The following is a 16,392-nucleotide window of genomic DNA, read 5'->3' on the forward strand; positions in this document are numbered from 1 at the left end:
CGCGACCGTAACCTCTCGACGTAGCGATAGGTTTCTCGAGCGCCCGACGACAGTTCTCTCGCCGCTCTCGGCCACCGAGAGACCCCGAATCAGCGGTTTCGGTGCGCCTATCCGTTCGGTTACGACGCCGATAATCCGCTCAACGAACCGTTACGATTCCGAATCGGCCCGCCCCGGACGAGTATTGTAATAATACTGATACTATGCCGACACGCTCTGACTCGTACCCGACTCGGCACTCTCGCACGCCGACTGTGGGGCTGGTGCGGTGCGAGCGGGACGATCGACCACGAACCAACGAACGACACGACACATTATACAATGACACGACGCACGAAACGGATCACGACCGTATTCGTCGCGGTGCTGATGGTCACCTCGATGTTCGCCGGAACCGTCGCCTTCTCGGGCACGGCCGCGGCGGCACCGGGTGACGTCCTCTACCGCGCGAACGCGGGCGGGGCAGTCGCCGCGACCGACGGCCCGGACTGGGTGTCCGACACCCAGTACCTGGTCGCCGGCGGGAGCACCGCCAGCAATCCGGCACCGAGTACGATAGACAGCACAGTTCCGTCCGGGACGCCCGCGGGCATCTGGACCACCGAGCGGTACGATCCGCCGGAGGGAGACGAGATGCAGTACGAGTTCGACGTTCCGTCCGGACAGAAAGTCGAGGTCCGACTCTACTTCTACGACGGGTTCGACGGCACGAGCGCGCCCGGCGACCGCGTCTTCGACGTCAGCGTCGAGGGCCAGACCGTCGAGAACTTCGACCCCATCGCCGCCTACGGCGACCAGACGGCGGGGATGGAGACGTTCACCGTCACCAGCGACGGAACGGTCGACGTCGACTTCGCACACGTGACCGAGAACCCGCAGGTCAACGCCATCGAGATCGTCGAGGCGACGCCGTCGCCCGGCGAACTCGGCGGCCCGGAGGAACTCGACTTCGGCACCGTCGTCGCGGGAGCCAGCGAGACGCAGACGGTCACGCTCTCGAACGACGGCGGGTCGGGCGACGCCGACATCACCGTCTCCGACGTCTCCGTGACGGGTGCGGACGCGGACGAGTTCACCGCCGACTTCGCGGGCAGCACGACGCTCGCGCCCGGCGAGACGGTGGCCGTCGAGGTGACGTTCACGCCGTCGGACGCGACGCCGAAGGCGGCGACGCTCGAAGTCGACCACGACGCGCCCAACACGGCCAGTCCGCTGACGGTCGAACTCGCCGGCGACGGCTCCAGTTCCGTCCCCGTCGGCTTCGGCGTGAGCGGACTCGACGTGAACCTCGGGAACCCGACGTCGCTCGACTTCGGCCCCGACGGACGCCTCTACGTCTCCCAGCAGTCCGGCGAGATAAAGGCGTTCGAGATCACTCGCAACGGCCCGAACGACTACGCGGTGACCGACTCCGAGGTCATCGACGCCGTGCAGGACATCCCGAACCACGACGACGACGGGTCGTACAACCCCGGCGTCGGCAACAGGCAGGTGACGGGGCTCATCGTCGAGGGGACGGCCGACACGCCCGTCGTCTACGTCACGTCCAGCGACCCCCGCATCGGGGCCGGCGGCGGCCACACCGACAGCGGACTGGACACCAACTCCGGCGTCGTCTCGCGGTTGACTCAGCAGAGCGACGGCGGGTGGGACCACGACATGCTCGTCCGCGGCCTGCCGCGGTCCGAGGAGAACCACGCGACGAACGGCCTCCAGTACGACGCGGCGAACGACACGCTGTACGTCGCGCAGGGCGGCCACACGAACAAGGGCGCGCCCTCGGACAACTTCGCGCTGACGCCGGAGTACGCGCTCTCGGCGGCGATTCTCTCCATCGACCTCGGCCAGATAGACGCGATGGCCGAGAAGGACGCCGCCAACACCGACGCGACGTACCTGTACGACCTGCCGACCCTGGACCCGGACGCGACGCCGACCGACGGCCCGTTCGGCGGGATGGACGGCGCGAACATGGCGAAGTGGACGGCCGACAGTCCGGTCGACGTCTACTCGCCGGGCTACCGGAACGCCTACGACATCGCTCTCGGCGAGAGCGGCAAACTGTACGCGACGGACAACAGCGCCAACCCCGGTTGGGGCGGCATCGTCGTGGACGAGGGGCCGCAGGGCGTCTGCACCAACGAGCAGAACGAACAGGACGAGTTCTCCGCCGCGGGCGTCTACCACGTCGACGGCGAGGACTACTACGCCGGTCACCCGAACCCGACCCGCGGCAACCCGAACAGCCAGTTCGGCGCGGCCGTGGAGAGCGGTCTCCACGACCCGGTGAACTGCGACTTCATCTCGCCGACGAACGGTTCCTCCGAGAGCGCCGCGCTCGAGACGTTCGGCGCGACGGCGCAGGGGATGGACGTCTACACGGCGTCGAACTTCGGCGGCGCGATGCAGGGCGACCTGCTCCTCGCGATGTGGAACTCCGGCGACGTCCAGCGCGTCGAACTGAACGCGCAGGGGACCGAGGCCACGTCCACCGAAGCGCTGTTCGAGAACATCGGGAGCAACCCGCTCGACGTCCACGCGCAGGGCGACGACGCGGTGTTCCCCGGCACGGTGTGGGCCGCCACCTACGGCAGCAACCAGATAACCGTCTTCGAACCGAACGACTACGACGGGGCGGCGGGCGGCGTCTGCACGGCGGACGACCCCGACTCCTCGGAGTACGACCCGGACGGTGACGCCGACGGCGACGGCTACACCAACGCCGACGAGAATCAGGTCGGCACGGACCCCTGCTCGCAGGCCTCACAGCCCGAGGACAGGGACTTCGACGGCTCGCCCGACTCGATAGACACCGACGACGACAACGACGGACTCTCCGACGGCGAAGACCCGTTCGCCATCGACGCGCAGAACGGCCTCGACAACGACCTGCCCGTCGACCGGCAGTTCGAGGCGGGGCAGCACCCGCAGTCGCTGTTCGGCCTCGGCTTCACCGGCCTGATGACGAACGGCACCGACTACGCGGACCTCTACAACGCCTCGCAGGTGCGCGCCGGCGGCGCCACCGAGCGCATCTCGGTGGACGCCGCGCCCTTCGGCGACGCCTACGAGAACAAGAACTCGCAGGCGTACGCGTTCCAGTACGGCGTGAACGCGACCGGCGACGCGCCGTTCACCGTCTCCGGGACGGTCGAATCACCGTTCTCGAACGACACGACGCCCGAGAACTACCAGGCCGCCGGGATGTACCTCGGCACCGGCGACCAGGACAACTACATCAAACTGGTCGCGGGCGCACAGGACGCGAACGGCAACCCCAACGGCGGGGTCCAGTTCCTGAAGGAGTCCGGCGGTCAGGTCGCTAACGGCGACTCCGTCATCGTCTCCGAGCCCGACGTGTTCGGAAGTGGGCAGACCATCGACCTGTTCGTCGACGTCTACCCGTCGAACGACACGGCGATAGCCAGTTACGCCATCGACGGCGGCGAACGCGTCTATCTCGACCAGACGCTCACCGTCCCCGAGAGCTGGTACGCGACGAGAACCAGGGTATGGCCGTCGGCCTCATCAGCACGGCCAACGGCGCGGACGAGACGTTCTCCGCGTCGTGGGACCGGTTGACCGTGACCGAAATCGGCGCGAACGCCGCGCCCGTCGCCGACGCCGGCGCCGACCAGACGGTCTCGGAGGGCGCCACGGTGACGCTCGACGCGACCGGTTCGACCGACGCCGACGGCGACCAACTCGGCTACTCGTGGACGCAGACGGGAGGTCCCGACGCGCAACTGAGCGTGCAGGACGGCGCCCAACCGACGTTCACCGCGCCCGACGTGGACGGCGACGCCACGCTCACCTTCGAGGTGAGCGTGACCGACGAGGCGGGCGCATCGGACACCGACACGGTGACGGTCGCCGTCGAGGACACCGACGCGACGACCACGGAGACGGTGTTCGCGGTCAACGCGGGCGGTCCCGCGTACACCGCCACCGACGGCACCGTCTATCAGCCGACACGAACTTCGACGGCGGACAGACGTTCACCGTCGGGGCCGCCGGCACGCCGTCGGACCCCGAGATAAACGCACGGACGACGACGAACTGTACCACACCGAGCGGTACGGCGAGGCGTTCGGCTACGACGTCCCCGTCGAGAACGGGACGTACGTGGTGACGCTCCAGTTCGCCGAAATCTACCAGGGCGTCTCGACGAACGACCAGCCCGACTCCTCGGGTCCGAGCGACGGCACGAACGAGAACGACCGCCTGTTCGACGCCTCCATCGAGGGCGAGCAGGTGCTGTCGAGCTACGACATCTACGCCGACGTCGGTCCGCTCACCGCGAGCGAGCAGACGTACACGGTCGAGGTGACCGACGGCGAACTGAACGTCGACCTCTCGGTCGTCACCGACAACGCGAAGCTCTCGGCGATGCGCGTCGAACAGGTCGCCGACGACGGCCCGACGGCCGGCGAGGCGACCGTTCAGGTCGACGCCGGCGAGGGCGTCGGCGCGACGACGTACGACTCCGGGTCGTTCGTCGTCGAGAACACCGGCGACGAGGACATCGAGTCGCTCACGCTGAACCTGAGTTCCGCGGTCCTGCCCGACGTGGTCTTCGACCCCGACGGCACGGCCGGCGACCAGGGCGCGAAGGGCTTCACCGTCGACGACGACGGGACGAGCGGGACGGTCCAGGCGACCGTCTCCGACCCCGAGAACGGCGTCGACGGGGCCGACGGCTACAGCACGCTCACCGTCGAGTTCGGCTCCTTCCAGCCGAGCGAGTCCATCGCCTTCTCCATCGACAACGACCCGACCAGCATCAAGGGCGGGTCCTCGGTCCAGTCCGGTGAGGCCGGTCCCATCTCGGGGCTGGAACTCGCCGGCTCCCGCGTGACCGTCCAGTTCGCGGACGGCGCGACGGCCGAGACGAGCCTGTTCGGCGACGGAAGCGCCGGCGGGTCGCAGGCCGTCGCCGACGCGACGACCGCCGCCGCACCGAGCGTCGGCGTCGAGAACGTCACGCTGAACGCGACGACGCTCTCGGACGCCCACACGGCCGCGACGGTGGCCGACGCACAGCAGACGGTGACCGTCACCGGCGACCCCGGTTCGACGGTGACGCTCCTGCGAGTGGAGGCAGAGACCAACCTCGTCGGCGTGCCCGACTACGACGGCACGACCGGCTACGACGTCGAGGCGTTCGAGGCCAACAACGCCCTCGACGTCGAGGAGTACACCGTCACCGTCGGTTCCGACGGCACCGCGACGGTGCCCGTCGAACTGACGAACTCCTCGGCCGCCGGCGGCCTGAACTACTTCCTCGCCGCCGCCGCGGACGCGGAGGGCGAGACCGGACTCGCGTCGAACGTCGTGGTGTTACGCTACGACGAGAACGCTGGCACGCCCGACGACGGCGGCGACCCGACCGGCGACGCGCTCTACCGCGTGAATGCGGGCGGTCCCGCCATCGCCGTCGAGGGCGGCACCGACTGGGCGGCCGACACCGAGTCGGCGCCGAGCGAGTACCTCGCCGCGGGCGGAGACATCCCCGGCAGCCAGTACCAGCCGGCGAGTATCGACGCGTCCGTGCCGAACGGCACGCCGACGGCGATATTCGCGACCGAGCGGTACGACGCGCCGGAGAGCCCGGAGATGGCGTGGTCGTTCCCGGTGCAGTCGGGGACGACGTACGAGGTGCGCCTGCACTTCCACGACGGCTACCCGCAGACCGACGCCGTCGGTGACCGCGTCTTCGACGTGGCCATCGAGGGCGAACAGGTCCTCACGGAGTTCGACGTCATCGAGACGTACGGCGACAACACCGCGGGCACGCAGACGTTCGTCGTCACGCCGAGCGACGACGAACTGAACGTCTCGTTCGGTCACGTCACCGAGAACCCGCAGGTGAACGGCATCGAAGTCGTCGAAGTCGAGGCGAACGCGCCGCCGACGCTCGACGCGGTGACGAACCAGACGGTCACCGAGAACGAGTCGCTCACCGTTGCGCTGAACGCCACCGACCCCGACGGCGACGACGTGTCGCTGTCGGTCGACGCCGGCGACGCCGCCGGGTTCACCACCCTGACCGACGCCGGCGACGGCACGGGCGAACTCGCGTTCGCGCCGCCCGTCGGCGCGGCGGCCGACGGCCCGTACACCGTGACCGTCACCGCCGACGACGGCGACGCGAGCGTCTCGCAGACGTTCGTGCTGACCGTCGAGGCGGCCGCGACCGGTCCCGGACCGGTGGGCGACTCCACCGACGCGCCGACCGACCCCGACGGCGACGGCGTCTACGAGGACGTCAACGGCGACGGGACGGTCAACACCGGCGACGCGCAGGCGCTGTTCTCCAACCTGACCGACCCGGTCGTCAGTCCAACGTCGACGCGTTCGACGTCAACGGCGACGGGACGGTCAACGTCGGTGACGCACAGGCGCTGTTCACCGAACTGGTCGGAGGGAGCTGATCACTCCATGACGCAGTCGACTCCGACGTTCCGACGACGCTCCGAGACCACTCCAGAAGGTCTCGTCTCTCCCCTCGGAGCGGCGACCGGCGGTATCGCAGGAGACCGAGACACCCAGACAACAGACAATGCCCGATAACACAACTCACTGGACCACCAGGACGCTCGCGGTCGTGCTGGCGGCGCTCACCGTCCTCTCGATGGCCGGTGGCGTCGTCAGTGCGGCCGGGACGACGAGTATCAGCGTATCGCCCGCTCAATCAGAACTCGCACCCGGCGAGACGACGACGGTCGAAGTCGTCCTCGACGACGCCGACGGCGGCGTCGGGTCCGGACAGGTCGGGGTCCAACTCAGCGACCCGAGCGTCGCGACCATCGTCGACGTCGCTGCGGGGAGTTCCCCCGGTAGTACGGACCTCTCGGTCGCGGCCGACGGCTCCGCGGCGAGCGCCGTCTACGCGTTCGACGACACCGCGGACGCCGGCTCGGTCACGGTCCTCACCGTCACGCTGGAGGGTCAGGCGGCCGGGACGACAGCTATCGACGTCGTCTCGCCGTCGGAGGCGGGCGACCTCGACCTGGGGCTGTTCCTGTCCGACGAGGGCGGCACCGGCTACACGCTCTCGTCAGTCGGGAGCGCCACGCTGACCGTCGCGGAGACGAACGCGCCGCCGACCGTCTCGATAACCGGTCCGTCGAGCGCGCAGGTGGGCGACGAACTGACGTTCGAGGCGTCCGCCGCCGACGCCGACGGCTCGGTCGCCGGCTACGACTGGACCCTCGGCGACGGCACGACCGTCTCCGGCCAGTCCGTCACGCACGCGTACGCCGCGGCGGGCGAGTACGAGGTCGAGGTGAGCGTGACCGACGACGACGGCGCGACGACGACGGCGACGCAGACGGTCACCGTCACCGAAGCGCCCGCGCCCGCCGACTTCCAGGTGTCGGGCCTGACCGCGCCGGCGACGGCGACGCAGGGCGACTCGGTGACGGTCTCGGGACGGTCGAGAACGTCGGCGGCCAGCAGGCGACGCAGACCATCGCGTTCAGCTTCGACGGGAGCGTCGCACAGACGGAGACCGTGACGCTCGCGGGCGGCGCGAGTCAGACCGTCTCCTTCACCGTCGACACCGCCGGCGTCGCCGCCGGCACGTACACGCACGGCGTCGCGACCGACAACGACACCGCGACCGCACAGCTCACGGTCTCGGAACCGACGCCCGACCCCGTCCCGGCGGACTTCCAGGTGACGAACCTGGCCGTCCCGTCGCCGGTGACGCAGGGTGACTCGGCGACGGTCACCGCGACGGTCGAGAACGTCGGCGACGAACAGGGAACGCAGACGGTCTCGCTCTCCGCAGACGGGTCGGCCGTCGGGAGCGAGGAACTGACGCTCGCGGGCGGTGCGAGCCAACAGGTCAGCTTCGCGGTCGATACGACCGGGCTCTCGCCCGGCGCGTACGCCGTCGTCCTCGCGACGGAGAACGACAGCACGAGCGCGACGATGACCGTCGAAGCGGAGGCCGACCCCGAACCGCCGGCGGACGGCCAGGCGTCTACGAACGTCAGCCTCTCGCCGTCGCAGGACCTCCTCGGCGTGAACCAGAACGGGACGTACGACATCGTGGTCGACCCGGCCGACGGCGGCGTCGGGGCGTACAGCATCACGCTGTCGCTCTCGAACCCCAGCGTCGGGAGCATCACCGGCGTCGAACTCGCGGGCGGCGGGCTCTCTGACGTGCAACTGGCCGAGGACGGCTCGTCGGTCACCATCGAGACCGTCATGGTCGACACGAACGACACCGGCCCGGTGACGCTCGGTACCGTCGCGGTACAGGGCGCCGTCGAGGGCGAGAGCGACCTCTCGATAGACGTGACGACGCTCGGAACTGAGGCCGGGACGGCCTACGACGTGGACGACGTCCAGGGCTCGTCGCTGACCGTCTCGACGCTGGTCGTCGGCGACTCCGACAGTCCGGCCGCCGACGGCGACGACGACGGCCTCCACGAGGACGTCAACGGCGACGGCGTCGTGGACGTGCTGGACGTCCAGACGCTGTTCTACTACCGGAACAGCGACACGACGGTGTCGAACCCCGAAGCCTTCGACTTCAACGGCGACGGGACGTTCGACATCCTCGACGTCCAGTGGCTGTACTACAACGAGGTCGCACAGAACAGCGAGGACGCCTGAACTCATGACCGGGGAGGTCCCACGATGCTGAACTCGCTTCGGGGTACGGTCGGCGGCCTCGCACGCGTCGCCGCCGTCGTGTTCGTCCTCTGCGTGGCCGTCTCGGCCGCGACGGTGGGCGCGACGACGGGCGCCGCGAGTGCGACGACGGTGCAGTTGGACGCGTCGAACGACCGCGTGGCCGTCTCGGAGACGACTACGGTCCGTGTCGTCGTCGACAACGTCGACGGCGGCGTCGGCGCGTACGACCTCGTGGTCGGCCTCTCGGACCCGTCCGTCGCGACCATCACCGACGTGCAACTCGTCGGTGACCCCGGACTACAGACCGTGAACGTGTCGTCGAACGGCTCGCGCGCCCGACTGAACGCGGCGCTGTTGGACACCGACGACGCCGGGACGGTGACCATCGCGGCGGTGACGCTCTCCGGCGCCGCCCCCGGAACGACGGACGTCTCCGTCTCCGTGTCGGCGCTCGGCGCGGAGGACGGGTCGCGATACCCCGTCGAGAGTCGGTCGGCGTCGGTGACCGTCGCCGACGCGACCACCACGCCCGCCGACACGGTCGGTGGGGCAGACTCGGCGCCCGACGAGTCGACCGGCGCCACGGCGGCCGACGCCGCGGACGGGACGGCGACGGACGCGCCGGAGAACGCCGACGACGCGGCCGCGGCCACGCCGGACGCGGCCGACGGGTCGGCGGAGTCGGTGCCGAACGCCTCGCCGATTCCGTTCGGCGTCGGCGGCGTCTCCGCGTGGGCCGCCGGGGCCGTCTTTGCGGCACTGGCAGCAGCCCTGTTCGCGGTGCGTCGGCTTCGGTGACGCCGACCCGCTGACCGCGTTCTCTTCTTTCGCTTCTTTCGCATACCCACGCGAGTCCCGCCGACCCCGTCTCTCTCGGTGCGAGAACCATCGACAGGGAGTGGCCCACAGCGGGCGTACTACTTCTCATGAGCACCATCTTCACTCGTAGAACCGGTCGCAACGTCTCCCTCGGCGTCCTCGTCGGACTCCTGGCGAGTTACGTCCCGTTCGTCTCGCTCGTCGCGCCCCTCATCGGAGGCGGGGTGGCGGGCTACCTCGAACGGGCGGGGACTCGGCGCGGCGCGCTCGTCGGCGGCATCGTCGGCCTCGCCGTCGCCGTCGTCGCGAGCATCCTCTCGCTGGGCGTCGCCGTGGCGAACCTCGACGTCGGAACCGTCGGCGGCGTTCCGGTCCTCGGCCTCCTCGTGGCCGGCGCGCTCTGGACCGTCGCCGTCGCCGGACAGGCCGTCGTCGCCGCCGTCGGCGGCGCGCTGGGTGCCGTGGTCGAGGCCGACAGGGCCGAACGCGCCGCGCGCGTCGACGCCGGCGACGGGGAGTCCCGGCCGCGCGCCGTCCCCGTCTTCGCGAGCGTCCTCGCCGCCGTCGTCACGTTCGTCGGCGTCGGTCTCGGAGTGACGGCGCCTCCTCGACCCGTACATCTGGCCGTCGATGGTCGTCGGCATCCCCTTCGGCGCTCTCGCGGGCGTCGCCGTGGGCGTCCTCAGCTACCACGTCCTCCTGACCCGGTCGGGCCGCCGCGGCCTCGGGCGGACTCCCGGCGCGTCGTAGCGGGGCCGTCGCTCGCGGACGGCTCGAATCCTCGTCGAGCGATACGGTTTCTCACGTGCTGCTGTCTCCTCCGCTCTCGATTCTCGCCGTCGCGTCCCATCACCGCTCGAACCGGACCACCGTCTCCCGGTCGCTCTCCCGTTCGAGGACCGCGCGGGTCGCCCCGTTCGCCCATCCCTCCGGGAGCGCCACGCCCTCGTAGTCGGTGAAGGGCAGGTCGAACAGTTCCACCTCGGCACCGGCGGCGTCCGACTCGACCGCGCGGTCGTAGCGGATGTAGCGTGGACGTCCTCCGGCGTCCCCGGGATGTCCACCGCCGTGCGCTCGAAGGGGAGTTCCGACGCTCGCTTCCGCACCTCGACGAAGAGGTTCATCGCCGCGGTGGCGATAGGCGCGCTGAAACTCGTCCCGCTGGCCTTCACGTAGTCGTCGTCGAGAACGGTCCCCAGCGAGGTGTCCGTCGCACGCGGGAGGCGGACGTCCTTCCCCAGCGCCACGGTGTCGGGGTTCTCGACGGCCCCGGGGTTGTAACTGCTGAACCGCGTCAGCTCTCGCTCCTCGGTCATGGCGCCGATTCCGTAGGCGTCCATCGCGGTGGCCGGACTGCCGCTCGTCTCGCCGGTGTTCCCCGCCGAGACGACGTCTTGCACCCCGGCGTCATCAGGCGGGTGTGCTCGTGGTCGATTTCGCGATTCCGCTCGCTGGACCCCCACGAGAGGTTGATGGTGGCGAGTTCGTCGGCGTGCGACCGCGCCCAGTCGTACGCGTCGAATATGGGCTTGCTGTTGCCGCTCCCGCTCTTTCCGAAGATGCGGAGGTCGACGATGCGCTCGATGCCGGGCGACAGTTGAGCGATGAGGCCGGCGACGGCCGTTCCGTGCCCCACGTCGTCGCACGGTTCGTCGGGCGCGCCGGTGAAGTTGTGGTGTTCGACCTCGATACCGTCGAACACCTCGTGGCTCTCGTCGCGCCGGAGTCCATCACGGCGACGGTGAGGCCCGCGCCGGAGGGCGCGTCGTCCGAAGCGGGGTCGGGCAGCCCGTGTATCGCCCGGATGTCTGAGACCGTGACCACGCCGCCGGTTCGTCCGGTCGTTATCTGCGGGTCGGTCCGAATCTCGAACATGTGTGATAATTGGTAGCAATCAAGAAAAGCGCCGCGGGTCGGAGGTGCGAAGCTCTTTGCGCCGACGGCCCCGAGAGTGGAGCGAACCCATGTCGCTCGCGTCCGACCCCCGCCGAGACCGGCGCTCGCGGTCCCTCCGCCGCAACCCCGTGGTGGAGACGCTCGCGGCCATGCTCGTCGTTTCCCTCCTGTCGTGGGCGGCGTCGGTCGTCGGTCTCGTCGGCCTGTTCGCCCTCGCGCCGCCCGTCCTCCTCCCGCCGTGGACGCTCGTCACCAGCGTCTACGCGCACGCCGGCCCGGGGCACCTCCTCTCGAACGCCGTCGTCGTCCTGCTGGCGGGGTCGCTCGTCTCGCTGACGACGACGCGACTCCGGTTCCACGCGTTCTTCGTCGTCACGGGCGTGCTCGCGGGCCTCGCGCACGTCTGGACGGCCGGACTGTTCGGCGTCCGGGCGGGGGTGCTCGGGTCGAGTGGCGCGGCGTTCGCACTCGTCGGGTACGTGCTGGCGGCCAACCCGGCGTCGAGCGCGGTCCTCGACCGACTCCGACTGCCGGCGCGCGTCGTCGTCGTCGCCGTCGCCCTCGCGGCCCTCGCCTTGACCGTCCTGTTCAGCGCACCCGGGAGCGCGCTGGTCGCGCACTTCGCGGGGGCGGCGATGGGACTGGTCGCCGGTCGCCTGCGACTGCTCCGAGTCGGTCCGCGCCGACCGGCGTGACGCGCTACTCGCCGTCGCCCGTCCGCACCTCGATTCCCCTCGCGGCCACGTCCTCGAACGTCGCCTTCCAACCGCCGACCTTCACCGTCTCGTCGTCCGTCTCGACTGTCAGCGTGGCGTACGTCGGTGGCGAGTTCGTGTAGTCGACGTCCGCCGGCCCGCCAACGTCGTACGCGACGATGGGGCCCGCCCAGCGCCCGCGTTCGCGGTGCCCCGTCCGCCGCCCCTCGACGACGGCCGAGAACTCCTCGCCGGCCTCGAATCGCTCCCCGAGGTCGATGACCGTTCGCCACGGGTCGAGGTACCGGCGCGGGAACGAGGGCGACGTCTGGACGACTCGCGAGGCGTGCCACACCTGCTCGCCGTAGTTCTGAAACAGGAGGACGAGGTTCGGCTCCTGGGTGATGATGTACGGCTGTCGGTCCTGAACCGGGTGTTTGCTGGAGAAGATGCCGTACGTCCGGTCGGCGACGACGAACGTGTCGGCGGCGGCGCGGTGACGGATGTGGAACCGGTCCGGGAACGTCCGACCCACCTCGTCGGGGTCCGTCCCGATGAACAGCACGCGGACGGTGACGCCCCGGTCCGCGGCTTCGAGGAGGTGCGGTTCGAGTTCGACGTAGCGCTCGTCGGGCAGGCAGACGGTCAGCCAGTACTCCGCCGCGTCTATCGCCCGCCGGGCGTGTCGGAGCGCCGTCTCGTCGCGTTTGACCATCGAGACGAAACTCCGCGGCTCTCCGTCCGAGCGGTGGTGGAGTTCTTCGAGTCCGGTCGCGACGGACGACACCGTCTCGGTCAGGTCGTCGATGCGCCGCCGCTTGAGGTCGTCGAGGACGACTTTCGGCGACGGCGCGCTCACCTCCTTCCCCTGCGGCCCCGCGCGCACCTCCACGAGTCCCATCTCTTCGAGCGTGTCGATGACGCCGTAGATTCGACCCTGCGGGACGCCGGAGTCGTCGACCAGTCCGCTCGGGCGCGCCTCTCCGGCGCGCACGGCCGCGAGGTACGTCCTCGACTGGTACTCGGTCAACCCGAGGTCCTCCAGTTCCTGCAGCAGTTCGTGCTCGTTCACGTTCGTCGTCCCCCTCGTTCGCTGCGCATCGTCACGACTCCGTAGACGCCGCAGTAAATTATAACCCCTGCGAGTTGTTGTCTTGTTTCATGCACGCGACACCGCCGGCGGTCGACTTCGGCGACGCGGAGACGCTCCTCTCGCCCGACGCGACGGGCGAGGGGAACTGGGTCGGCGCCCCGTGCGCGTACGACCACGGCGACGACGCCTACCTCGCGGTCCGCGAACGCGACCCGGACCGACGGGGGCACCGCGTCACCGTCTACGCGTACGACGACGGCGTCGGCGAGGCGGTGCTGACGGTGACGGCCGAGGAGTTGGGCGTCGTCAGTATCGAACGGCCGTCGCTCGTGACGCACCCGCGGACCGGCGACGTCCAACTCTACCTGCCGGTCGACCGCGGCGGGAACGACTGGACGATTCGCAAGTGCGCCGACGCGCCCTCGGTCGAATCGGTCGACCCGACGACCGCTCGCCCCGTCCTCCGTCCCGCCCCCGGCGGGACCGACGCCGGCGTCGTCAAGGACCCGACGATACTGACCGTCGGCGGCCGCTACTACATGTTCTACGCCGGGGCGGACGGCCTCTCCGAACAGGCGCACCTCGCCACCAGCGTCGACGGCGAGACGTGGACGCGCGCCGCGAACAACCCCGTCCTCGAACGGGGGTACTGGCACGACCACCACACGCGCGTCTCGACGGTCGTCCCCGCGCCCGACGCGCCCGCGTGGCTCGTGTTCTACGACGGGAGCGGCGTGGCCGACGAGGGGCGCACGTGGAACCTTCGGACGGGGATGGCCGTGACGACGGACCTGAAGACGTTCACCGACACCTGCCCGGACGGACCGCTCTACGCCTCGCCCGCCGCCGACCGGCGGACCGGGCTGTCGACGTTCGGAACCTGCCGGTACCTCGACGTGCGCAGACGCGAGGACGACTGGGAACTGTTCGCGGAAGTCGCCCGCGAGGACGGGAGCTTCGAACTCCGCCGCGCGACCGTCGACCGGCCGTTCTGAGGGTTCGGACGGCCGTTCTGAGGCTCAATCGACCGCGCTGGACGTTCGGCCGACCGCTCTGAACGTCCGAGCGACTCGGCATCCTCCGGGGAGACGCCCGCCGGGTCGATACTGACCGAGACGACACCGGTCGCACGTCGGGTCAGGAGCGGACGGTCTTCGACCGGGGGTCCGACTCGCGCGAGGTCCGCAGGGACTCGCCAGTCTCGCCGTCGAACACGTGGACGGCGGACGCCGGTACCGTGACCGGCACCGTCTCGCCCGGTTCGGGTCGGACCGACGGCGAGACGACGGCGGTGAGTTCCACCTCGCCCACGTCGACGTGGACGAAGTTGTCGCTCCCCTGGTACTCGGTGACGGACACCGTCGCGTCGAAGTCGGCGGTCTCGGGGTCGGACAGCCTGAGGTGTTCCGGGCGGACGCCGACGGTGACTCGGTCGCCGTCGGCCGCGTCGGTCCCCTCGCGCGGAATCGAGGCGAACGCGATGCGGCCGTCGCCGACGTCCGTCCTGAGGACGTAGCGCTCGCCCTGCCTGTCGACCGTCGCCGGAAGCTGGTTCATCGACGGGTTGCCGAGGAAGTCGGCGACGAAGCTGTCGACGGGGTTCTCGTACACCTCCTCGGGCGGGCCGACCTGTCTGAGCACCCCGTCGTTCATCACGGCGACGCGGTCGGCCATCGTCATCGCCTCCTTCTGGTCGTGGGTGACGTACATCGTCGTGATGTCCATCTCCTCCTGCAACTGCTGGAGTTCGGTCCGCATCTGCGAGCGAAGCTTCGCGTCCAGACTCGCCAGCGGTTCGTCCAGCAGGAACACGTCGGGTTCGCGGACCATCGCGCGGCCGAGGGCGACGCGCTGTTTCTGCCCGCCCGAGAGGTCCGTCACGTCGCGGTCGAGCAGGTCCTCGATGCCGAACATCTCGGCCATCGACTCGACTCGCTCGTCTCGTTCGGCCTTCGAGAGGTCGGTCGAGTGCTTCAGGCCGTAGGCCATGTTCTCCCGGACGGACATCATGGTGTACAGCCCGTAGTCCTGGAACACCATCGCTATCGACCGGTCGCTCGGGTGCCGGTCGGTCACGTCGCGACCCCCGATGTCGATTCGGCCGTCGGTCACCGTCTCCAGTCCGGCGACCATGCGGAGCGTCGTCGTCTTCCCGCACCCCGACGGGCCGAGCAACACGAGCAGTTCGTCTTCGACGGAGAGCGACACGTCGTCGACGGCCGTCTCCGTCCCCTGTGCGTCGTCGTACCGCTTCGTCACCGCGTCGAGTACGAGTTCTACCATGCGTTCTCACCGCCGTTCGCGTCGTCGCTCATCTGATTCGTCCTCCGTCCTCGTCGAACGCGTACAGCGCGTCCGGGTCGTACGTGACGCCGATTCGGGGTTCCCCCCGGAGTTCGTCCGGGACGGTCCGCGCCCGGACGACGACGGGACCGGACGGCGTCGACAGCGTGAGTTCGTAGGCGCGACCGATGGGTTCGACCACGGTCACCTCGCAGTCGTGGACGGCGGCGGTCGTCTCGGGGCCGTCGGGGCCGACGACCGACCCGGCGTCGTCCACGAGGTAGAGGTTCTCCGGGCGGACGCCGACGCGTCGCGCCTCGCCGGGAACGGCCGCGGCGAGAGCGGCGTCGAGTGCGTCGTCGTCGGCCGACCGCCGGGCGGCGTCGGTGGGGAGGAGGTTCATCGACGGGTCGCCGAGGAAGTCGGCGATGAACGCGGACGTGGGGTCTTCGTACACCTCCTCTGGCGTCCCGACCTGCTCGATTTCGCCGTCGTTCATGATGGCGATGCGGTCGGCGATGCTCATCGCTTCCTCCTGGTCGTGGGTGACGTACACCGTCGTGATGCCGAGTCGCTGCTGGAGGCTCCGGAGTTCGGACCGCGTCCGCACGCGGAGTTTGGCGTCGAGGTTCGACAGCGGTTCGTCCATCAACAGCACCGACGGCTCCCGGGCGATGGCGCGTCCGATGGCGACGCGTTGTCGCTGACCGCCGCTCAACGCCGCCGGTTCCTTCTCGAGGAGGTCCGTGATGTCCAGCAACGCCGCCGTGGACTCGATTCGCTCCGTCTGTTCGGCGTCCGAGAGGTCGGTCTTCCGCAACGGGAAGCGGATGTTCTGGCGGACGGTCTTGTGGGGGTACAGCGCGTAGTTCGTGGAACACCATCGCCACGTCGCGGTCCTGCGGCGGTTCCTCGGAGACGTCCGTGTCGCCGATGGCGACGGAGCCGTCGGTGACG

Annotated in this window: 13 protein-coding genes and 1 pseudogene; 9 read left to right on the forward strand and 5 right to left on the reverse strand. The window is 69.8% G+C overall.

Annotated elements, in window-relative coordinates:
• Positions 1-321: 321 nt before the first annotated feature.
• The 7 genes and pseudogenes from GJ632_RS04870 to GJ632_RS25765 all read left to right on the forward strand — a co-directional run.
• A complete protein-coding gene (locus GJ632_RS04870) occupies positions 322-3,582 on the forward strand; it encodes a choice-of-anchor D domain-containing protein (protein WP_191452256.1) in 3,261 nt (1,086 codons plus the stop codon).
• Positions 3,513-4,040, forward strand: coding sequence for a PKD domain-containing protein (locus GJ632_RS04875; RefSeq protein WP_191452257.1), 528 nt, complete (start codon positions 3,513-3,515; stop codon positions 4,038-4,040). The genes GJ632_RS04870 and GJ632_RS04875 overlap by 70 nt, the downstream gene beginning before the upstream one ends.
• Complete coding sequence (locus tag GJ632_RS04880; protein ID WP_343161023.1) at positions 3,964-6,573, forward strand: malectin domain-containing carbohydrate-binding protein; 2,610 nt, start codon at positions 3,964-3,966, stop codon at positions 6,571-6,573. The genes GJ632_RS04875 and GJ632_RS04880 overlap by 77 nt, the downstream gene beginning before the upstream one ends.
• The gene (locus GJ632_RS04885; protein WP_191452259.1) at positions 6,563-7,519 is read left to right on the forward strand and encodes a PKD domain-containing protein; all 957 of its coding nucleotides are present in this window, start codon (positions 6,563-6,565) and stop codon (positions 7,517-7,519) included. The genes GJ632_RS04880 and GJ632_RS04885 overlap by 11 nt, the downstream gene beginning before the upstream one ends.
• A complete protein-coding gene (locus GJ632_RS25185) occupies positions 7,516-8,628 on the forward strand; it encodes a dockerin type I domain-containing protein (protein WP_191452260.1) in 1,113 nt (370 codons plus the stop codon). Before GJ632_RS04885 ends, GJ632_RS25185 begins: the two co-directional genes overlap by 4 nt.
• A gap of 24 nt (positions 8,629-8,652) precedes the next feature.
• On the forward strand, positions 8,653-9,447 hold the full coding sequence (locus tag GJ632_RS04895; RefSeq protein ID WP_191452261.1) for a hypothetical protein: 795 nt from the start codon (positions 8,653-8,655) through the stop codon (positions 9,445-9,447).
• A gap of 128 nt (positions 9,448-9,575) precedes the next feature.
• Positions 9,576-9,872 (forward strand): annotated as a pseudogene (locus GJ632_RS25765) (DUF5518 domain-containing protein); the annotation flags it as partial.
• 282 nt (positions 9,873-10,154) lie between these two features.
• Here the strand turns inward: GJ632_RS25765 and GJ632_RS24635 are convergent.
• Together GJ632_RS24635 and GJ632_RS24640 are read right to left on the reverse strand one after the other, a co-directional pair.
• The gene (locus tag GJ632_RS24635; protein ID WP_343161021.1) at positions 10,155-10,868 is read right to left on the reverse strand and encodes a S8 family serine peptidase; all 714 of its coding nucleotides are present in this window, start codon (positions 10,866-10,868) and stop codon (positions 10,155-10,157) included.
• Entirely contained in the window at positions 10,781-11,170 is a 390-nt protein-coding gene (locus tag GJ632_RS24640; protein WP_343161022.1) for a S8 family serine peptidase, read from the reverse strand. The genes GJ632_RS24635 and GJ632_RS24640 overlap by 88 nt, the downstream gene beginning before the upstream one ends.
• Positions 11,171-11,513: 343 nt before the next feature.
• Between GJ632_RS24640 and GJ632_RS04910 the strand changes: the two genes are divergently transcribed.
• Entirely contained in the window at positions 11,514-12,059 is a 546-nt protein-coding gene (locus GJ632_RS04910; protein ID WP_394351783.1) for a rhomboid family intramembrane serine protease, read from the forward strand.
• 4 nt (positions 12,060-12,063) lie between these two features.
• Here GJ632_RS04910 and GJ632_RS04915 read toward each other — a convergent pair whose 3' ends face one another.
• On the reverse strand, positions 12,064-13,131 hold the full coding sequence (locus GJ632_RS04915) for a TrmB family transcriptional regulator (protein ID WP_191452264.1): 1,068 nt from the start codon (positions 13,129-13,131) through the stop codon (positions 12,064-12,066).
• Positions 13,132-13,220: 89 nt separating this feature from the next.
• Between GJ632_RS04915 and GJ632_RS04920 the strand changes: the two genes are divergently transcribed.
• Positions 13,221-14,147 (forward strand): hypothetical protein, encoded by a 927-nt coding sequence (locus tag GJ632_RS04920; RefSeq protein WP_191452265.1) that lies wholly within the window; start codon positions 13,221-13,223, stop codon positions 14,145-14,147.
• 142 nt (positions 14,148-14,289) lie between these two features.
• Here the strand turns inward: GJ632_RS04920 and GJ632_RS04925 are convergent, their stop codons facing one another.
• Positions 14,290-15,435, reverse strand: a complete 1,146-nt coding sequence (locus GJ632_RS04925; protein ID WP_191452266.1) for an ABC transporter ATP-binding protein — start codon at positions 15,433-15,435, stop codon at positions 14,290-14,292.
• A 28-nt stretch (positions 15,436-15,463) separates the two neighbouring features.
• On the reverse strand, positions 15,464-16,392 hold a 929-nt coding region (locus GJ632_RS04930; protein ID WP_197427887.1), incomplete at its 5' end, for an ABC transporter ATP-binding protein.

Origin of the sequence: Halogeometricum sp. CBA1124, from assembly GCF_009741955.1 — an archaeon.
Lineage (GTDB): Archaea > Halobacteriota > Halobacteria > Halobacteriales > Haloferacaceae > Halogeometricum > Halogeometricum rufum.